Origin of the sequence: Niastella koreensis GR20-10 (assembly GCF_000246855.1) — a bacterium.
Lineage (GTDB): Bacteria > Bacteroidota > Bacteroidia > Chitinophagales > Chitinophagaceae > Niastella > Niastella koreensis.
This window is the reverse complement of the sequence record NC_016609.1, coordinates 529,145-549,631: the sequence shown is the minus strand read 5'-3', so window position 1 is coordinate 549,631 and position 20,487 is coordinate 529,145. Positions and strand designations below refer to the sequence as shown.

Below are 20,487 nucleotides of genomic sequence, written 5' to 3'. Positions count from 1 at the left end.
TTGAACTTTAAACTAACAAACTAGCTCATCCAATTCACCCCCGCCTCCGGATTCCATTTCACCGTCGACTTCTTCAGTTTAGTCCAGAACTCAATAGAACTTTTACCGGTAATATCCCCTACCCCGAATTTGCTTTCATTCCAGCCACCGAAAGAGAAAGGTTCGCGGGGCACGGGAACCCCAACGTTAACCCCGATCATGCCGGCGCTGGCTTTGTCAATAACGTAGCGCGCCAGTCCGCCGTTTTGAGTAAATACCGAAGCCGCATTCCCATAATGATTGGCGTTTTCAATAGCCAGGGCTTCATCGAGCGTATTGGTGCGCATGATGCTGATCACCGGTCCAAAGATCTCCTCTGTAGCCACGGCCATATCCGGCTTCACATAATCAATAACGGTAGGACCCACGTAGGTGCCTTTTTCTTTACCGGCAACCGATGCATGGCGGCCATCCAGCAAAATGCGGGCGCCCTGCGCTTCCGCTTCGGTTATATAATGTTCTATTCTTTCTTTTGATTCCTTGCTGATCACCGCACCCAGGTTCTGACCAGGCACTATCTTCCGGGCTTCTTCAATTATTTTTTGAATGATATGATCTACATCTCCCACGGCAACCATGGCCGATGCTGCCATACAACGCTGCCCTGCGCAACCGCTCATGGAGGCCGCAACGTTTTGTGCGGTCATGTCGGCTTTGGCGTCAGGCAGCACCAGCAGGTGGTTTTTAGCGCCACCCAATGCCAGGCATCTTTTATAATGATGCGTAGCCCGTTGATAAACGAGCTTCGCCACTTTAGTACTGCCAACAAACGATACGGCTGAAATGCCCGGGTGATCGCAAATGGCATTCACAATGGTGCTGTCGCCATTCACTACATTGAATACACCATCCGGCAGACCTGCCTCTTTTAATAATTGCGCCAGCTTACCCACGCTCAAGGGCACTTTTTCGGAAGGCTTTATGATCATACAATTACCCAGCGCAATCGCATTGGGGATTGTCCAGTTGGGCACCATGCTGGGAAAATTGAATGGTACAATAGAGGCCACCACCCCCAGCGGCACATGCTCGGTGCGGCATTCCACGCCTTTGCTTACCTCCAGCACCTCGCCGGTAACCAGTTGTGGTAACGAGGTGGCAAACTCGGTAAGCTCGATGCATTTCTCGATCTCGGCAATGGCTTCGCCTATAGTTTTTCCATTTTCTTCACTAACCAACGCTGCCAGTTCTTTTATATGGGTTTCCAACAGGTGCCGGTACCGGAACAGCACCTGCACCCTTTCTTTTATAGGTGTATGGCTCCAGGCCGGGAACACGATCTTCGCAGCACGCACCGCTGCATCCAGGTCTTTTGGCGCTGACAAGGGAACCGTTGATAATAAAGTTCCATCGAGTGGAGAAATAACGGGCAGTGTTTGGTCAGTTGACGCATTCACAAACTGTCCGTTTATATAGTTTTGAACAGGTAAGTACTTCATGATGAGAGAATTTTAGTACTACAGATTTTGCAGAAACAGGTCCAGTAAATTAAAATTAATTTAGTACGTGGCCAAAAATTAGCAAGAATTTTTATTTTTGTTCATCTTTGCTGTATGGAGAAAAACGGTTTCCCACTCGATGACCTGGATTTTGCAATTCTGTCGTTTTTACAAAAAGACGGCCGGATGTCATTTACCGTTATTGCCGAAAAACTGAATGTATCGATCGGCACAGTTCGCACCCGCGTGAATAAATTAATTGAAGAAGGCACCATCAATATTATTGGCCGGGTAAACCCCGACAAGGTTGGCTTCCGGGCTTATGCCCATATTGCGGTTTTTGTGCGGCCTGCCACGTTCAAAGAAAAGGTGGCGCAGAAAATCTCCAAATTACCAGAGGTAAGCTTCCTGGCCCTCACCTCCGGCGATTACGACCTGGAAGTAGATGTCATGTGCCGCGACAACGATCACCTGGTGCAGTTTATCAATGAAATCTCAAAGTTTGAAGGAGTATTTCAAACCAAAACAACCCTCTATTTTAAAGTTTATAAATACGCTCAGCCAGATCTGAACTTACTGAAGTAATAATTATAACTTTCCGGGTTTCAAGTTCAATGGCTGCCGTCTGCCTTTCATCCCTGCCCCAGTCCCCGGTCGGCTCCTGGTAAGTCCCGTACTTGTGCCGTACATATTTCGTACATGTCTCGTATATGACCCGTTCCTTTAAAGGAAGGAGATATATACGAAAAACGGGCGAAACTGGGAGGTTACAACAAGGGAATGTTTACGAAACCGGCACGGTACCAACCGGAACCAGATAAGGCCTTCCCCGGGCTTATTCTTTGCCCGGATTTCGCTAACTTTAAAAGAAACCGGCTTTACCATTGATCAAATTCATTCTCAATAATAAAGATGTGGCTACCAGTTTGCCCCCCGGCATGGTGCTGCTTGATTTTGTGCGGTATCACCAGCATTTAACCGGCACCAAGGTGGGCTGTAACGAAGGAGACTGCGGCGCCTGCACTTTGTTGGTGGGCGAATTGAAGGACAATGAATTGCGTTACCGGTCCCTTACCAGTTGCCTCACGCCTTTAGGCAATGTGCATGGCAAACAGGTGGTGACCATCGAAGGATTGAATATGGAAGGATTAAATCCTATTCAACAGGCCATGTACGATGAATCTGCCACCCAATGCGGATTCTGCACACCCGGCTTTGTGGTATCGCTGGCTGGCTTTTGCCTGAGCGGCAAAAGCGCCACACCACAAAATGCCATTGCTGCCGTTGATGGCAACATCTGCCGGTGTACAGGTTATAAATCCATTGAACGGGCAGCCGCCAAAGTAGCGCAGTTGATGCAGGCAAGACAGGATGCAGACCCTGTAACATTTGTATCAAACAATCATATTTTGCCGGACTGGCTGGCCGGCATTAGACAACGGTTGTATTTATTACAAACCGAATTGAACGGACAGCTTCATCCAACCGATGCTACAGAATGGGTAGGTGGCGGCACAGACGTATATGTTCAAAAGCACGATGCCATGAAGGAGGCGTCCATCCGGTTCCTGTTCGGAGACGCAGGCCTGAAAGGAATTTCCCGGCAAGGCAACCGGTGTTTCATTGGCGCCGCGGCAACGGTGACCGATCTGTATGAATCACCGGTGATGCAGCAATACTTTCCGCATCTGGCCGATCATATAAAACTGGTTTCCTCTACCCCCATCCGTAACATTGCTACGGTAGGTGGCAATTTGATCAACGCCTCCCCCATCGGCGATTTGACAATATTCTTACTGGCGCTGGATGCTACATTAATATTCAGCAATAACGAACAACAAAGAGTGTTACCGCTCAGCCTATTGTATCAAGGGTATAAAAAACTCGACAGACATGCTGATGAGCAACTGGTATCAATTTCATTTGAATTGCCCGGGCGCAATTCCTGCTTCAATTTTGAAAAAGTAAGTAAACGCACCAACCTGGATATCGCCAGTGTGAATTCTGCCTGTTATTGTACAATAGAAAATGATCATATCGGGGACATTCGCATTTCAGCAGGCGGCGTGGCGCCAATTCCTACATTGCTTGAACAAACAAATGCCTTCTTAAAAGGACAGCCGGTTAATGATACAACCATTAACCAGGCCATTACAATTGCTCAATCAGAAATTTCACCCATCAGTGATGCCCGCGGATCTGAGGCATACAAACGATTGCTCCTGGGCCAGTTGATAAAAGCACATTTTTTAAAGGTAGTGCAGCAAGCTGCACATTAATCATTACGTGTTATGAAAAATATCGATGCCTATACACACGTGCGGGGTGAGTCTGTTTATCTGGATGATATTCCCCTGATCCAGGGTACCTTGTTCGGCGCCTCATTTGGGTCGCCGGTGGCGCATGGTACTATTGTTAGTTTGGATACAAGCGAAGCAGCGGCCCTGCCCGGTGTTGTGCGCATTTTCACTTATAAAGATGTTACCGGCGAAAACCAGATTGGCGGTATAGTGCCCGATGAGCCTTTACTGGCCGACCATGAAGTGCATTTCTGTGGCATGCCCGTAGCGTTTGTAGTAGCCGAATCAGTTGACGCAGCCCGGGCCGCAGTAAAAAAAATAAAAGCAACTATTGAGCCATTGCATATAATTACCGATCCGCGGGAAGCGCAGGCCCTGGGCGAACTCATTATTCCACCACGCACTTTTCAATTGGGTAATACCAACGAAGCCTGGTCACAATGCACGCATGTTTTTGAAGGCCGGGCCGATACCAACGGCCAGGAACATCTGTATATTGAAACCCAGGGCGCCTATGCCGTTCCGCAGGAACAAAATGCCATCAAAATATATTCCTCCACCCAGGGACCAACAGCCGTACAACGCGCCGTTAGCCGCGTATTGGGATTGCCCATGCACCAGGTGGAAGTAGAGGTAAACAGGTTAGGTGGCGGTTTTGGCGGCAAGGAAGATCAGGCGAACACCTGGGCAGCACTGTGTGCAATGGCAGCACATCATCTAAAAAAGCCGGTTAAGTATTCGTTGCATCGCATGGAGGATATGGCTATGACGGGTAAGCGTCACCCTTATTCCGCTGATTATAAAATTGGGTTGAACCAGGAATTGAAGATCATTGCCTATGAAGTAACGTTTTACCAGAATGCCGGTGCTGCTGCGGATCTGTCGCCTGCTGTTATGGAACGCACCCTGTTCCATTGCACCAATTCTTATTTTATTCCAAATGTAAAAGCAACCGCTTATAGCTGCAGAACACATTTACCCCCTAACACCGCTTTTCGTGGTTTTGGCGGACCACAAGGTATGTTCATGATAGAATCGGCGATTACCAAAGCAGCAGAAGTATTGGGTATAGCGGCTTCTGAGATCCAGGAAAAGAACCTTTTGAAAATCGGGGACGAATTTCCTTACGGACAAAAAGCGCAAAGCGAAGCGCCTGAATGCTGGCACAAAGCCACTGCATTGTATGATCTCCCGGCCCTACGCAAAGAAGTTGATATTTTCAATGCCGTCAATAAATGGTCTAAAAAAGGACTGGCCTGCATGCCGGTTTGTTTTGGCATCTCATTCACCAAAACATTAATGAACCAGGCCCGGTCATTGGTGCATGTATATACCGATGGCAGCGTAGGCATTACCACCGGCGCGGTTGAAATGGGTCAGGGCGTGAACACCAAGATCCTGCAGGTAGCAGCCAAAGTATTTTCCATTCACCCGGATAAGATCAAGATTCATACAACCAATACATTTAAAATAGCCAACACTTCTCCTTCAGCAGCCAGCGCCACCGCCGACCTGAATGGCAAGGCCACCTTACTGGCTTGCACCGCCATTGCCAACCGGTTGAAAAAAATGGTGGCGGAGGAGTTGAATATAGGGGAAGATGCCATCTCCCTACAGGATGAATTTGTTTGGGTGAATGGTAAAAAGACTGACCGGGATTGGAAATCGCTGGTAATGGCCGGACATATAAAAAGAATTGGCCTGTCGGAACATGCGCACTATGCTACACCCGATATTCATTTTGACGCCACCAAAGAAAAAGGCCATCCATTTGCCTATCACGTATACGGAACGGCGCTTATTGGAGTAACCGTGGATTGCATTCGCGGCACCTATACCATTGACACCGTTAAAGTGGTGCATGACTTCGGTTCCAGCATGAATACGGCCGTTGACCTTGGCCAGATAGAAGGCGGTATTGTACAGGGCATTGGGTGGATGACCATGGAAGAAGTGGTGTATGACAAAGAAGGACGATTACGCTCTAACGCCCTCTCTACATACAAAGTGCCGGATATTTATTCCGTACCCAAAGAGATAGCTATCGATTTCTTACAAACCCCGCATGATAACCTGGCCATCTTCCGGTCAAAGGCAGTGGGCGAACCACCGCTTATGTACGGGATTGGCGCATATTTCGCTTTGCGCAATGCGGTCCGCGCTTTTAATAAGAACGGGCATTTTCCCTTTGACGCGCCCATGACACCTGAAAAGGTTTTGATGGCTTTATATGCAACTGAACAAGAAGGAACCATACCAGCACATGAAGAAACAAATAAACATCTGGCAGTTGATAAATAAAAGCCTGCAACAACAGGTACCGGTGATGTTGTTGTATGTGCTGCAAAGCGAAGGAAGCAGTCCGGGCCGCCCGGGTTTCTTTATGGCGGTAAATGCAGCCGGCGAAACGGAAGGTTCCATTGGCGGTGGCATTATGGAACATAAGTTTATAGAACTGGCAAAGGATAAGTTAAATACTGCACAGGAAACACTTCCCGATCTCAAAAAACAGATCCATAACAAATCCGCTCCGGCCAATCAAAGCGGGATGATCTGCTCGGGTGAACAAACCATTTGGGTATACCGGGTACCGGCTTCAGCTACAACTGCTATTCAGCAGATTATTGCCAGCCTGGAACAAAACAAAAACGGCACTTTACAATTATCCCCGGCCGGTTTGCAATTCACGCCCAACATCCCCGAGAGTGATTTTTATTTTTCCATGACCTCCGAAACAGATTGGTTATACCAGGAAAAGACGGGTTATAAAAACCATTTGCATATAATCGGCGCCGGACATTGTGCACTGGCGCTTTGCCGCCTCATGCAGAGCATGGAATTTTACATTCATCTGTATGATGACCGTTCCAGCTTAAAAACGTTCACCGGGAATGAGTATGCCCATGAGAAAAAGATAGTTTCAGATTATACCGAACTGGATGAATTGATTGCCGGAGGGAACCATCAATATTTGGTGGTGATGACGGTTGGTTATCGCACAGATGACATTGTGATCAGAACGTTGTGGGAAAAGCAGTTCAGGTATGTAGGCATGCTGGGCAGTAAAAGCAAGATTGAAAAGATGTTTACCGATTACCGGGCGGAAGGCGTGCCCGCTTCTTTACTGCAGCCTATTCATGCGCCCATAGGAATTCCTATTCATAGTCAAACCCCGGAAGAGATTGCTATCAGTATTGCGGCGGAAATTATTCAGGTGAAAAATAGATAGCAAGCACCGCCGTGTTGTTTTTTTTCTTAATTTAAATTTTTGCCTGCCACTCCGTACGCTTTCTTATTACTCACCTGAATTATCATTTTTACTTATGCATCTTACACCCAGAGAGTCGGAAAAACTATTATTGTTTTTAGCCGGGGAACTGGCAGAGAAGCGAAGGTTGCGTGGATTGAAGCTAAATTATCCCGAAGCAATAGCCCTCATCAGCAGCCAGCTGCAGGAAGCAGCCCGCGACGGCAAGTCGGTCGCCGAGTTGATGCACTACGGCGCCACCATCCTGACCCGTGACGACGTAATGGAAGGCGTACCCGAAATGATCCCCGAAATACAGATAGAAGCAACGTTTCCCGATGGCACCAAACTGGTTACTGTACACGATCCTATCAGATAATTTACCAATAACAAATAAAGCCAAATGATCCCCGGAGAATACATTTTACAACCTGGTGATATTATTGCCAATGCAGGCCGTACCACCACCTCCCTGGTGGTAGTGAACACCGGCGATCGCCCGGTACAGATCGGCTCGCATTTTCATTTTTTTGAAGTGAACCGGCAATTGCAGTTTAACAGGGAATCAGCATATGGAATGCGTTTGAACATCCCGTCGGGCACTGCCGTTCGTTTTGAACCCGGTGAAGAAAAAGAAGTGCAGCTGGTTGCTTTCGGCGGAACGCGGCAGGTGTTCGGGTTCAATAACCTGGTGAATGGCGGGGTAACCGAAGCTAATAAAGAACAGGCTTTGCAAAATGCCCTGACCGGTCAATTCAAAAACCAATCCACATGAGCCTGCACATCAACCGCATCAAGTATGCCAATATGTATGGTCCTACCACCGGCGATAAAGTGCGGTTAGGCGATACTGAATTATTTATTGAAATAGAGAAAGACTTCACTGTTTATGGCGACGAAGCAAAATTTGGCGGCGGCAAAACCATCCGTGACGGCATGGCGCAATCGGCCCGGGCAACCCGTGATGAAGGGGTACCAGACCTCGTAATCACCAACGTTATGATCATCGATCACTGGGGGATTGTAAAAGCAGATATCGGCATTAAAGACGGCCGGATCGTTGGAATAGGTAAAGCCGGCAACCCTGATACGATGGATGGCGTGGACCCTAATCTGATCATTGGGGCATCCACAGAAGTACACGGCGGCGCCGGCTTAATTGCTACCGCCGGCGGCATCGACACCCATATCCATTTCATTTGTCCGCAACAGATAGATCATGCTCTGTACAGTGGTATCACCACTATGATAGGTGGCGGTACCGGCCCGGCCGATGGCACCAACGCCACTACGGTAACCCCCGGCGCCTGGAACATACAAAAGATGCTGGAAGCAGCAGACGCTTTCCCCATGAACCTGGGATTTTTAGGTAAGGGTAATTGCGCCACCCTGCCACCTCTTGAAGAACAGGTTGCCGCCGGTGCGTTAGGATTAAAGATCCATGAAGACTGGGGCAGTACCCCGGCGGTTATAGATGCCTCCCTTCGCATAGCCGATCAGTTCGACATCCAGGTGGCCATCCACACCGATACCCTGAATGAAGCCGGATTTCTGGAAGATACTATTAATGCCATCAATGGCCGGGTAATACATACCTACCACACCGAGGGAGCCGGGGGCGGCCATGCTCCCGATATTATCAAAGCGGCCATGTATCCATATGTGTTACCCTCATCAACCAATCCCACTCGTCCTTTTACGGTGAATACCATTGATGAGCACCTGGATATGCTGATGGTTTGTCATCACCTTGACAAATCTGTGCCGGAAGACATTTCCTTTGCCGATTCCCGCATCAGACCTGAAACAATTGCCGCGGAAGATATTTTACACGACCTGGGTGTATTCAGCATGATGAGTTCCGATTCCCAGGCCATGGGACGTGTGAGCGAGGTGATCATCCGTACGTGGCAAACAGCTCATAAAATGAAGATCCAGCGGGGCGCTTTACCGGAAGATGCTGCTACCGGGAATGATAACTTCCGGGTAAAGCGATACATCAGCAAATACACCATCAATCCGGCTATCACCCATGGCATTTCGTCTTATGTAGGTTCATTGGAACCCGGTAAACTGGCCGACCTGGTATTATGGAAACCTGCCTTATTTGCCGCCAAACCGGAAATGATCATCAAAGGCGGAATGATCATCGCCAGCAGGATGGGCGATCCCAATGCCTCCATTCCTACCCCGCAACCCGTTATATACAGGCATATGTTCGGCGCCTATGGTAAAGCGGTGCATGCCACCTGCGCCACGTTTGTATCAAAACTCTCAGTAGAGAGAAATATAGTACAGCAATACGGTTTACAAAAACTGATCTTGCCCATAATGAATTGCCGCACCATTTCTAAAAAAGATATGGTGCACAACAATGCCACACCAACCATAGAAGTAAACCCTGAAACCTATGAAGTAAAAGTAGACGGACAGGCTGTAACCTGCGAACCTATTGCGGTGGCGCCATTGGCACAACGGTATTTTTTATTTTAACCCTCCATATTAATAACTGCGGATGCTGATACAACAAAAAACAGGAAATCTTAACACACGTCCTATTAACAACCGGAAGATCGACTGGCTGCCGCTGGAATGGCATGAAACAAGTAAGCGTATTCTACGGAAACAAACCCTGGCTGGTAATCACCTGGCATTAAAGTTTCTCGACAAAGACCCGATGCTTACCCAGGGGGATATTTTATATGATGATGACACTACCATTATTGCAGTAGACATTCTTCCCTGTGAAGTTTTAGTTATACGGCCGGCCAGCCTGTTTGAAATGGCATCGGTTTGTTATGAGATAGGTAATAAACACCTGCCCCTGTTTTTTGAGAAAGACGAAGTGCTGGCGCCTTTTGACATGCCATTGTTCAGGTTATTGTCATCACAGGGTTATGCCATAAAACACGATAAAAGAAAACTGCTGTATCCGTTGAAAACAACGGTAGCGCCACACGCACACAGCAACAGCAGTTTATTCTCAAAGATCATGCAAATGACAAACACAGGTTTATGAACCCTGCATTGATACGGCTTTTACAATTGAGCGATCCGGCTTTACCGGTAGGCGGATTTTCACACTCAGCTGGTCTGGAAACCTATGTTCAGCTGGGTATAGTTAAAGATACTAGTACTGCCGAAGCTTTTGTAAGAGGGATGTTGTCACAAAATATCCATTTTACCGATGCCGCCCTTGTTTCCCTGGCCTGCGATGCTGTAACAACTATGCAACTGGATGCAATCAGGCAGTTGGATGATCTTTGCACGGCCGTTAAACTGCCAAAAGAAATGCGGCTGGCGAGCCAGAAGCTGGGAGTACGGCTTATTAAAATATTTCAACCGGTTTGTAACAATGAGCTATTAAACCAGTATGCAACCGCCATTCAGGAAAAAAAACTGACCGGACATTACTGCATCGCCTTTGGCATTATAGCCGGCGCCCTGCAGATCTCCAAAGCTGATGCCCTCACTGGTTTTTACTACAATGCCGCCGCAGGGTTTGTCACCAACAGTGTAAAGCTGGTTCCGTTGAGCCAGCAGGCCGGACAGGAATTGCTGTTTTCCTTACAGCCACTGATCATCCAACTGGTGCAAAGCAATTTGCAACCAGATAAAGAGATGATCGGCGTATGCTGCCCCGGTTTTGATATCCGCAGCATGCAGCATGAGCAATTGTATTCGAGATTGTATATGTCGTGAACACAGAAAAATAAAACCGTGCATGGAAAGAAAGTATATAAAAATAGGTATTGCCGGACCGGTAGGTTCAGGTAAAACGGCATTGATAGAACGATTGACCCGGCATTTATATCCTGCCTACAGCATTGGGGTCATCACGAATGACATCTATACCAAAGAGGATGCAGAGTTCCTTACTAAAAACAGTACGCTGCCGGCCAACAGGATCATTGGCGTGGAAACCGGTGGTTGTCCGCATACTGCCATAAGGGAAGATGCCAGTATGAACCTGGAAGCTGTTGAAGAAATGGCCGGCCGCTTTCCTGATGTACAGATCATTTTTATAGAAAGCGGCGGAGATAACCTGTCTGCCACTTTCAGCCCCGACCTGGCCGACGTAACTATTTTTGTTATAGATGTGGCGGAAGGCGATAAAATTCCCCGTAAAGGCGGTCCGGGTATTACGCGCAGCGATTTACTGGTGATCAACAAAATTGACCTGGCTCCGTATGTAGGCGCCAGCCTGGAAGTAATGGAACGCGATGCCGGTAAAATGCGCAACGGGCAACCATTTATTTTTACCAATTTGGTAAGCAAAGAAGGTTTACCGCAAGTGATCAGTTGGATAAAGAGATATGCATTACTGGAAGAAGAAACAGATTGGCACGCATGAAAGCAAACCTGCACATACAAGCCGCGGTACGCAATGGTATCACCTACCTGAAACAAAGCTATTATACCCCGCCCTTTAAAGTGGCCAATATTACTGAAGATAAAAAAGCCGGCCCTCTGCACTTAATGCTGATGTGTTCGTCGCCCGGAGTGTTGGAAGGCGACGATTACCACGCAAAGATCCATGTAGAAGCCAACTCCCATTTGCATTTACATACCCAATCGTACCAGCGTTTATTCCCCATGCAGCAAGGTGCCAAACAGCAAACGGAGGTTTACCTCCAAAAGGGCGCCACCTTTATATACATACCTCACCCTGTTGTGCCTCATAAAGAATCTGCTTTTACCGCGCTTAATAAAATTTATCTGCAAGGCAACAACCGGCTTATCTGGGGCGACCTGTTAACCTGTGGCCGAAAGTTAAATGGAGAGCGTTTTGATTTTGTAAAATACCACAACATAACTGAGGTATATTGGCAAGGCAGGTTGTTCATTAAAGAAAATTTATTGGCACAACCTGGTATTGTTAACCTGCATACCCTTGGCCAGTGGGAAGGCTTTTCGCACCAGGCAAGTTTGATAATCCTGGATAAACCCGAAACCATCGGTCATCTCTATGAACCGGTAAACACCTGGTTGCAGCAACAACCCGACATTAGTTTTGGCATCAGTGCTCCTTCAGATGCCGTTTTCATTATCCGGATCCTGGGTAATAGGGCCGAACCTTTATTCCATTGCCTTAAGGAAATCGCCGGTTTGACGATCAATAAATCAACCCCGTTGATGGACCATGTTAACTGAACTGCAAATATTATTGCTAACAGCCACGGGCATAGCCTGCCTGCATACCGTTGCCGGTCCGGATCACTATTTACCATTTATTGCCCTATCAAAAGCCAGAGGATGGCATTTTGGTAAAACACTGGCATGGACAATTATCTGTGGCTGTGGGCATGTGTGGAGCTCTGTTTTACTGGGATTGGGCGGGGCGGCCCTGGGCTGGTCATTATCAAAGATCGCCTGGTTTGAAAACATCCGGGGTGGACTGGCTGGCTGGGTGCTCTTGTTATTTGGGCTGATCTACGGCGCCTGGGGTTGGGTACGCGCCCGCAGGAACCGGGCACATAAACATTTTGACACGTTTGAAGATGGATCGATCTATGTATATGAGCATAAACATGGCGAGGCGGTACGGCCACAGGAAAGATACAAAGTAACTCCCTGGGTACTCTTCATCATTTTCTTATTAGGCCCCTGTGAGCCGATGATCCCTTTACTATATTTTCCCGCCGCCCGTAATAACTGGTGGGGCATGTACCTGCTGATCTTTGTTTATACCTTTTTCACGCTGGTTACCATGCTGGTCATGGTTACATTGGGTTATTTTGGCATCTCTTTTCTGAAAACCGAAAAGCTGGAACGGTATGTACATGCCCTGGGCGGATTAACACTTTTTATCTGTGGCGCCGGGATGGTGTTTATGAATTGGTGAACCTGCTATTCCCGCACCACCGTACCTGTTATATACCCATACGGTTCATCGGTAGCAATAAACACTTCGTTCTTATTATCCATTCCAAATTGTTCAAGATTGTATAAGATGTGGTGCTTGTTTGGCATCTTCAGGGTAATCTCATTAACCGCTGCAAACTTTTCCAACACCGCCTCGCCCATGGCATACAAAGTGTGCTGTACAGAAAGGCTCTGGTGATCGGCAAAGGTTTGTAATAACGTAGTTCGTATCCCGTTGAACAATTCCACAAACAGGATATTGGAAGAATTATACACCCAGCTTACTTCGCATTCCGTGGCAAAGATGCGGTCACTGGTTTCCTTCAGCGTGGTGTATTGATCCTTAATATAATTCTCAAAACCTGAATCGGTTGTTTTTAAGATCAGCAGGCCGGTGATGCCGGCTGTTACCTCAATGCCATTTTTATTTTGCACAACGGTAGCAGTATGTTTCTCGTTTCCTCCGCTGCAGTAAGCATGCGGATGTACGGTTCCATTAAAACGCATCCTCGCCCAGCTGTGCTCCGTCAATTCAATTCGTACCTGGGAAACCTGGGGATTATTGCTGGCAAAATAATTAGCCAGGTACAATCCAAAAGCCTCGATGGAAGAAACAAAGTGTTCCTTCGCCAACGCATACACCGTATTTTTTTGGGTATCAGTAGGCAATAGTTTTGAATTATCGCCAATGGTGTGGGCAGTTTCAAAATCACCTTCCAGTATCACATTCACTGAGATCTGCCTGAATTCATGGTAATCGGGATGGCGAATGATCTTTGATAGGTTTACAGCATTTTTACCATAGGTGTTCTTACCCAGTTTAATTGACATAGCAGCACATTTTGATGGAATGTATCCTCAATATAAACAATTAATTGTCTATTTTTAGTGAAGGACTTTTAAATATTCCGCCATGTTCGACCTTGCTATCAGTTGTAGAAACATTTGTACGCCCGAAGGAATGCGGGAAGGAACGGTTTTGGTCAGCAATGGCGTTATTGTCGATATAGTGCCAGCTCTCACGGGGCAGGTTAGCCAAAGGGAGATCGATATTGGCGAAAACGTGCTGATGCCGGGGATCATTGATCCGCATGTACACATCAATGAACCGGGCCGAACCGATTGGGAAGGGTTTAATACCGCTACCCTTTCGGCAGCAGCCGGGGGCATTACCACGATGGTAGAGATGCCGTTGAATGCATCACCCGTTACTACTACTGCCGATGCTCTTGACAAAAAACTGGCCGCCACTGAAGGGAAATTACATGTGAACTGTGGTTTCTGGGGAGGAATCGTTCCTGGTAATGGACCGGAAATCGAAAAACTGATCAACAAGGGTGTGCCAGGGTTTAAAGCATTTCTAACCCATTCAGGCATCGATGAATTTCCCAATGTTACCGAACAGGATCTGCACCAGGCTATGCCCGTTATTGCCAGGCGCCAATTACCACTGCTTGTTCATTGTGAACTAACAACCAACGTACAACCGCCACCGGCAGCCGATGTACAATCCTATAAAAACTATCTATCATCCCGCCCCAAACAATGGGAAGATGATGCCATTGCTTTGATGATAAGGCTTTGTGAACAGTATCAATGCCGGGTACATATCGTACACCTGTCATCGGCCAGTTCCATCGAACAGATAAAACAGGCCCGGCAAAAAGGCCTGCCCATTACGGTTGAAACGGCCCAGCATTATTTGTACTTTAATGCAGAAGAAATACCGGATGCACAAACCGCTTACAAATGCGCGCCACCCATTCGGGAAAAGGAGAACAACGAACAACTATGGCAGGCTTTGCAGGAAGGAATTATAGATTTTGTGGCAACCGACCATTCTCCGGCGCCGCCTGCTTTGAAGGAAATCAGTTCCGGCAATTTAATAAAAGCCTGGGGCGGTATTGCTTCGTTGCAGTTGGCATTGCCTGTACTTTGGACGGCCGCCCGCAAACGGAAGATACCAGTGGCTGAGATAGCAAAATGGCTTTGTGAAAAACCAGCCATCTTACCGGGTCTGCAAAAAAGCAAGGGCCGGATCGCAAAAGGATTCAATGCAGACTTTGTAGTTTGGGACCCGGATAAATCGTTCAAGGTTACGGCTGAAGCATTACATCATAAACATAAAATCACTCCCTACATAAAGCAGGACTTGTATGGAGTGGTTGAACAAACCTGGCTGGCCGGACAATTAATTTTTGAGCAGGGACGGTTTCCTGTTCTGAACAAAGGAAAAATCATTACATCTTGACCCCCGATAACCTACAACTGGCAAACACCATTTTAGAACGGATCAATGAACTGGCTTCCATCAGTGAAGAACCAGGCGTTATCACCCGCACCTTCGGTACAGAAGCTTTTATTAAAGGAAGAACCCTTGTTGCCCACTGGATGCAGAAAGCAGGCCTTCAAACCCACATTGATAATATTGGCAACGTAAGAGGCCGGTTGCCAGCAAAGTCGCCCGATGCCAAAACACTGGTAATTGCGTCGCATATCGATACGGTAATAAACGCCGGTAAATTCGATGGCCCTCTGGGTGTTCTTCTTGGTCTAAGTCTGCTGGAACAATTAATACAGCAACGCACACCCCTGCCCTTTCACATTGAGCTTATCGCCTTTTGCGATGAAGAAGGTTGTCGCTTTCATACCACTTATTTAGGCAGCAAAGTAGTAGCAGGGAATTTTGACAATAACCTGCTAATGCAACAGGATGCGGCCGGCGCTACCTTGCAGGAAGTAATCCAGGGTATGGGAGGCGATCCCGGCATATTAGCACAGGACGCTATCCCCGCCAACAACCTGCTGGGTTATTATGAAGTTCATATAGAACAGGGCCCGGTGCTGTTTGAAAAAGATATTCCGGTTGGTATTGTTACCGCTATTGCAGGACAGAAGCGAATTGCCCTCACTTTTAAAGGCGAGGCAGGACATGCGGGCACCGTTCCCATGCATATGCGCAACGATGCCTTATGTGCGGCTGCCGAGTTTATCCTGGAAGTGGAACGTTTTGCCGCCAGCCATTTACAACCTGTGGTAGCAACAGTTGGCACCTTGCAAATTCCGCACGCGGCCAGTAATGTAATACCCGGTGAAGTGCAATGCACCCTCGATCTGCGTTGCGCCAATCAGCAAATATTGAATTCCTGTTTTAGGCACCTGGAGCAGTTGGGATCGGCCATTTGCCAGCAACGTCATATTGAATTCCTGTGGCATCCCGTACAGGAAAGTCCTTCCATTACCTGTAATGCGTCCCTGAACTATTTACTGAGCCAGGCGGTTCAGCAATCAGGTTATGAAGTGATAAAGCTGGTGAGCGGCGCAGGCCATGATGCGGTAGCCATAGCGCCGGTGGCGCCGGTAGCTATGCTGTTCGTACGTTGCTTTAAAGGCATAAGCCATAATCCACTTGAAAATGTTGAATTAAAAGACCTGGCAGCGGCCGTTCAGGTGTCGGCTGCATTTATACAATCTCTCATTCAAAAACATAACCGCGGTTAATATGGAAATATCAGCGCTAACAAGATCGGTCGTAAAACAAAACCATGCAGTTATTTGTCCCGATGGCTATGTAAACAGCAACGTGCCCGGCTGGACGAACTGCACTGTTAATGTAATCATCAATGAACAAATGGGCGCCCGGCTTTGCCAAACGTTGATCACTATGCAGAAAGAAGGCGCCCTCACCGGAAGCACGAATCAATCGCAGATCTTCTTTTATATGATCGAAGGCAGTTGCAAGGCTGCTGTAAGCGGAGAAACAAAAGTATTAACACCCGGGCAGTTTGTATATATTCCTATTCAAAAGGAGTATGTATTTGATGAAGCGACTGCCGGCGCCAAACTCCTCACCTTTCATAAAGTGTATGAGCCTTTGCAGGAGGCACCGGCGCCAACAACCATTTTCGGCGATGCGGCCACCGTTCCAGGCCCTACCTATCTGAATGATCCTGCATTACGGTTACAGGTACTGTTGCCAGATAACCTGTCTTTTGATATGGCCGTGAATATTTTCACGTATGATCCCGGCGGACATTTGCCTTTTGTAGAAACACACATCATGGAACATGGTTTGCTGTATTTGCAGGGACAGGGTGTATATATGCTCGATCATCAATGGTACCCGATAAAAAAAGGAGATTCCATCTGGATGGCGCCCTACTGCCAGCAATGGTTCACGGCAATGGGCAAAGAACCGGCAGTATACATTTACTACAAGAATGTAAACAGGTTCCCTACGGTAATATAACCACCAAAATCATTGTCTATGACCATCGCCGAATTCGATCACCTCGATATAACAGAAAAGAGAACACTGCTGTATTCCTGCTGCGGAAGTAACACCTGGGTAAACAATATGCTCACCGCCTTGCCGGCTGAGGACCTGGTTGATCTGTTGGGAATAGCCGAGGAGCAATGGTATCTCTGCCATGAGCCTGATTGGAAGGAGGCATTTTCACAGCATCCAAAAATTGGCGATGTAGCATCATTGAAACAAAAGTTTGCGGCCACCGCCCAGTGGACCGAAGGTGAGCAGGCATCGGTAAAGGAAGCTTCCGAACAAACCCTGCAACAACTGGCAGCCGGGAACCAGGCATACGAACAACGGTTTGGTTATATTTTCATCGTTTGTGCTACCGGTAAATCGGCCGATGAAATGCTGCAGTTATTACAACAACGATTGTATAATAACCCCGAAGTGGAGATCCAAATTGCCATGGAAGAACAGCTTAAAATTACCAACTTGAGGCTGGAGAAACTATTTGGCATCACCGAATAAATAAATAATGAACCATGAGCCAGTTAACCACACATATCCTGGATACTTCCCTGGGCCAACCCGCAGGCGGTGTGCTGATCGTTTTATACCAGCAGCAAAACGATGACTGGAAAGAAATCGTGCGCGGTATAACCAACCGCGATGGCCGCATCACCGACTGGCTGCCCAAAGAAGAAATATTACCTGCCGGGCAATACAAACTCAAATTTGAAACGGAGGAATATTATAAACAGCAAATGATCTCTTCTTTCTATCCATTTGTAGAAGTGGTCTTTTCCATTGCCGACGCCTCACACTATCATGTGCCCCTGCTTTTAAACCCATTTGGTTATTCTACCTATCGCGGATCTTAAAACTTATAAATCAATATGAAATTCTCCATACCGGAAAAAGAGAAACAGGCGCTGTTAGATCAGTTACAAACCGCCAATCTCCAGTTCCAGCAAACATACCCGGGTGATAAACCCGACCGTCAACCAGTACATACCGTTTATGGTGGCGCCAATTTATTTAAGGCAGACACCTGTGTTAAAATGGGAGAAATAGCATTAAAGAATCTGCAAACCTATGCGCCCAATTTTGTAGTACTGGCGAATGTGTTGCAATTATCCGGCTATGAACAGTTGCCCCGGCATCAAAACGAGATTGAAGCGCTTACCAATAAGCTGAATAAAATGCCCGAAGGAGACAGGAAACAGGAAGCAGCCTGGCTCTCCTACACCGTATATAACAAGATCATTCAAAAACTACAAACAGAAGCGGTAGAGGATTTCAGAATAGATTTTGAAGATGGTTTTGGCAACCGGCCAGATGCGGAAGAAGACGTTACTGCGGTACAGGCAGCTCAGGAACTGGCCACCGGGATGAAAAATAAGACCACATCGCCTTTTATCGGCATTCGCATAAAACCATTCACCGAAGACCTGAAACAACGAGGCATTCGTACACTTGACATCTTTCTTTCTACCCTGCTTGAACAAACACATGGCGTTTTACCCGACAACTTTGTGGTGATGCTGCCCAAAGTAACCATTCCCGAACAGGTAGTAACCCTGGTGCGTTTGTTTGAACTGTTTGAAAAAACACATCAATTAACACCGGGTTCCCTCAAAATGGAAACCATGGTGGAAGCCACGCAGATCATTATGGATGATGAAGGACGCAATCCTTTGTTACGAATCATAAAAGCCAGTGAGGGGCGGTGTATAGCGGCACATTTCGGAACTTATGATTATACCGCTTCCTGTGGAATAACGGCAAAATACCAGACTATGGCGCACCCGGTTTGCGATTTTGCCCACCACATGACCAAGGTGGCACTGGCGGGTACAGGCATCTTTTTATCTGATGGGGCTACCAATGTAATGCCCATTGGCCCGCACCGTGGCGACACACTCACGTTTGAACAGATGGCAGAAAACCGGGAGTCTGTGCACCATGCATGGCGAACCGGCTTCCATCATACCATGCATTCCCTTATCAATGGCTTTTACCAGGGTTGGGACCTGAACCCCGCCCAATTGCCGATGCGATATGCAGCTACTTACAATTTCTTTTTGAACAGTTATGAAGATGCTGTGTTCCGGTTAAAAACATTTGTTGAGCGGGCCGCCATCTCCACGCTTACCAAAGACATCTTCGACGATGCGGCCACCGGCCAGGGATTGTTGAACTTCTTTTTAAAGGCTATGAACTGCGGTGCTATTACCGAAGCCGAAGCAACTGCTACCGGGCTTACCATTGAGGAAATCCGCAGCCGGTCGTTTTACCGCATCCTGGAAGGAAGAAGAAATACAAAACGCTAAGAGTTAATAAAAGATAAAGCCGAACATCCATCGCATACCAGAGCAGGTATGCGTTGGGTGTTCGGCTTTTAATGTTTTGCTCAATTACAAAATAGGCACCATCTCTTCCCGGAATACGAACCTGTTCCTGACTAAATGCACGCCCCTGTTTTTCTGATTGCGCACGGTATGTACTGAAAGCTGCATACGACGGGCAATTTCATGGCAATCGAGCCCCTTGGTATAACTCAGCAGCATCACCTCTTTGCATTTTTCCGGCAAACCACCCATGATATTGTAAACCTGGCGTACTACCTCGGTATGGATGGCCTCATTCATCTCGTTTACCTCAACCTCAGTCGATTGTTGACGAATGTTTTCCCTGATACGCGATTGGTAATGCACCTTGTGGTTATGGTTAAGACAGGCATTTCGGGTGCTGATGTACAGAAAAGCTTTCGCCGAGTACACCGTATCAAAATCACCTTTCTTTTGCCAGAGTTTTACAAATACATCGGTTACAATATCCTGGGCAATGGCAGCGTCGTTAACCAAACGGCGGGCAAAAAAAACAAGAGCTGGATGGAACAAATGAAACACTTTCTCGAATTCAGGAACCTGTTGTTGTTTAAGGCGCTTACTATTCTCATTCGCTAAATTGTCTGTATTCCTCATGTTCATGTAGTTTTTGAAATGTCGCAAACATTTTTACTGCTTTCTTTTAATGGTACCATTTGTACAGCGGATATGTGGAAGGAGATACAGGTTTTCCCATATGGTCTCTATATATAAAAACACCAATAAGGCCTCATTTTACTAAAGGCCTTAAAAATAATTTTGCCTTAATAGTTGCACCTACAACTATTTATATATTAAACCCATTTGTACTGATGGAGAATGAATTAACGGGGAGAAATGCGGCAGTGATGTATTTTAAATAATCGAAAGCGAGTTATAATAGTGGAATTCAATTAGTACGGGCAGCAAATGAAAACACAAACAGTAAACATTATAATTTTTACCAGGCTATATG

21 protein-coding genes are annotated in these 20,487 nt (G+C 47.0%); 18 read left to right on the top strand and 3 right to left on the bottom strand.

Going from position 1 to position 20,487, the window contains the following annotated elements; all coding sequences use genetic code 11:
- Positions 1-20: 20 nt before the first annotated feature.
- Positions 21-1,478, bottom strand: coding sequence for a CoA-acylating methylmalonate-semialdehyde dehydrogenase (locus NIAKO_RS02235; protein ID WP_014216767.1), 1,458 nt, complete (start codon positions 1,476-1,478; stop codon positions 21-23).
- 114 nt (positions 1,479-1,592) lie between these two features.
- On the opposite strand from NIAKO_RS02235, the gene NIAKO_RS02230 reads away from it, so the two are divergent.
- The 12 genes from NIAKO_RS02230 (at position 1,593) to NIAKO_RS02175 (ending at position 12,870) form a co-directional block, all read left to right on the top strand.
- Positions 1,593-2,063: an Lrp/AsnC family transcriptional regulator gene (locus tag NIAKO_RS02230; protein WP_014216766.1), complete on the top strand. Its 471-nt coding sequence runs from the start codon at positions 1,593-1,595 to the stop codon at positions 2,061-2,063.
- 299 nt (positions 2,064-2,362) lie between these two features.
- Complete coding sequence (locus NIAKO_RS02225) at positions 2,363-3,757, top strand: FAD binding domain-containing protein (protein ID WP_014216765.1); 1,395 nt, start codon at positions 2,363-2,365, stop codon at positions 3,755-3,757.
- Positions 3,758-3,769: 12 nt separating this feature from the next.
- A complete protein-coding gene (locus NIAKO_RS02220) occupies positions 3,770-6,079 on the top strand; it encodes a xanthine dehydrogenase molybdopterin binding subunit (RefSeq protein WP_014216764.1) in 2,310 nt (769 codons plus the stop codon).
- Entirely contained in the window at positions 6,042-7,007 is a 966-nt protein-coding gene (locus NIAKO_RS02215; RefSeq protein WP_014216763.1) for an XdhC family protein, read from the top strand. The genes NIAKO_RS02220 and NIAKO_RS02215 overlap by 38 nt, the downstream gene beginning before the upstream one ends.
- Before the next feature lie 94 nt (positions 7,008-7,101).
- Positions 7,102-7,404 carry an urease subunit gamma gene (gene ureA, locus NIAKO_RS02210; protein ID WP_014216762.1) on the top strand — a complete coding sequence of 101 codons (303 nt, stop codon included), beginning with the start codon at positions 7,102-7,104 and terminating at the stop codon, positions 7,402-7,404.
- Between the two features lie 24 nt (positions 7,405-7,428).
- Positions 7,429-7,800, top strand: a complete 372-nt coding sequence (ureB, locus tag NIAKO_RS02205; protein ID WP_014216761.1) for an urease subunit beta — start codon at positions 7,429-7,431, stop codon at positions 7,798-7,800.
- Positions 7,797-9,518, top strand: coding sequence for an urease subunit alpha (ureC, locus tag NIAKO_RS02200; RefSeq protein ID WP_014216760.1), 1,722 nt, complete (start codon positions 7,797-7,799; stop codon positions 9,516-9,518). Before ureB ends, ureC begins: the two co-directional genes overlap by 4 nt.
- A gap of 22 nt (positions 9,519-9,540) precedes the next feature.
- A complete protein-coding gene (gene ureE / locus NIAKO_RS02195; protein WP_014216759.1) occupies positions 9,541-10,044 on the top strand; it encodes an urease accessory protein UreE in 504 nt (167 codons plus the stop codon).
- On the top strand, positions 10,041-10,727 hold the full coding sequence (locus NIAKO_RS02190) for an urease accessory protein UreF (protein ID WP_014216758.1): 687 nt from the start codon (positions 10,041-10,043) through the stop codon (positions 10,725-10,727). Before ureE ends, NIAKO_RS02190 begins: the two co-directional genes overlap by 4 nt.
- Before the next feature lie 22 nt (positions 10,728-10,749).
- Positions 10,750-11,379, top strand: coding sequence for an urease accessory protein UreG (gene ureG / locus NIAKO_RS02185; RefSeq protein WP_014216757.1), 630 nt, complete (start codon positions 10,750-10,752; stop codon positions 11,377-11,379).
- Positions 11,376-12,179, top strand: coding sequence for an urease accessory protein UreD (locus NIAKO_RS02180; RefSeq protein WP_014216756.1), 804 nt, complete (start codon positions 11,376-11,378; stop codon positions 12,177-12,179). The genes ureG and NIAKO_RS02180 overlap by 4 nt, the downstream gene beginning before the upstream one ends.
- Positions 12,169-12,870 (top strand): sulfite exporter TauE/SafE family protein, encoded by a 702-nt coding sequence (locus NIAKO_RS02175; RefSeq protein WP_014216755.1) that lies wholly within the window; start codon positions 12,169-12,171, stop codon positions 12,868-12,870. Before NIAKO_RS02180 ends, NIAKO_RS02175 begins: the two co-directional genes overlap by 11 nt.
- Positions 12,871-12,875: 5 nt before the next feature.
- On the opposite strand, the gene pucL is transcribed toward NIAKO_RS02175, so the two are convergent.
- Positions 12,876-13,721: a factor-independent urate hydroxylase gene (gene pucL / locus NIAKO_RS02170; protein WP_014216754.1), complete on the bottom strand. Its 846-nt coding sequence runs from the start codon at positions 13,719-13,721 to the stop codon at positions 12,876-12,878.
- Positions 13,722-13,803: 82 nt separating this feature from the next.
- Between pucL and allB the strand changes: the two genes are divergently transcribed.
- From allB to NIAKO_RS02140, 6 genes are read left to right on the top strand one after another with little or no spacing between them, the layout of a single operon-like run.
- Complete coding sequence (gene allB, locus NIAKO_RS02165) at positions 13,804-15,141, top strand: allantoinase AllB (RefSeq protein WP_014216753.1); 1,338 nt, start codon at positions 13,804-13,806, stop codon at positions 15,139-15,141.
- Positions 15,138-16,391: an allantoate amidohydrolase gene (locus tag NIAKO_RS02160; RefSeq protein WP_014216752.1), complete on the top strand. Its 1,254-nt coding sequence runs from the start codon at positions 15,138-15,140 to the stop codon at positions 16,389-16,391. The genes allB and NIAKO_RS02160 overlap by 4 nt, the downstream gene beginning before the upstream one ends.
- A 1-nt stretch (position 16,392) precedes the next feature.
- The gene (gene allE, locus NIAKO_RS02155) at positions 16,393-17,139 is read left to right on the top strand and encodes a (S)-ureidoglycine aminohydrolase (protein WP_014216751.1); all 747 of its coding nucleotides are present in this window, start codon (positions 16,393-16,395) and stop codon (positions 17,137-17,139) included.
- An 18-nt stretch (positions 17,140-17,157) separates the two neighbouring features.
- Positions 17,158-17,670, top strand: a complete 513-nt coding sequence (uraD, locus tag NIAKO_RS02150; protein ID WP_014216750.1) for a 2-oxo-4-hydroxy-4-carboxy-5-ureidoimidazoline decarboxylase — start codon at positions 17,158-17,160, stop codon at positions 17,668-17,670.
- A 14-nt stretch (positions 17,671-17,684) separates the two neighbouring features.
- Positions 17,685-18,023: a hydroxyisourate hydrolase gene (uraH, locus tag NIAKO_RS02145; RefSeq protein ID WP_014216749.1), complete on the top strand. Its 339-nt coding sequence runs from the start codon at positions 17,685-17,687 to the stop codon at positions 18,021-18,023.
- A gap of 15 nt (positions 18,024-18,038) precedes the next feature.
- On the top strand, positions 18,039-19,475 hold the full coding sequence (locus tag NIAKO_RS02140) for a DUF6986 family protein (protein ID WP_014216748.1): 1,437 nt from the start codon (positions 18,039-18,041) through the stop codon (positions 19,473-19,475).
- A gap of 84 nt (positions 19,476-19,559) precedes the next feature.
- Here the strand turns inward: NIAKO_RS02140 and NIAKO_RS02135 are convergent, their stop codons facing one another.
- The gene (locus NIAKO_RS02135; protein WP_041346222.1) at positions 19,560-20,129 is read right to left on the bottom strand and encodes an RNA polymerase sigma-70 factor; all 570 of its coding nucleotides are present in this window, start codon (positions 20,127-20,129) and stop codon (positions 19,560-19,562) included.
- Positions 20,130-20,487: the final 358 nt, after the last annotated feature.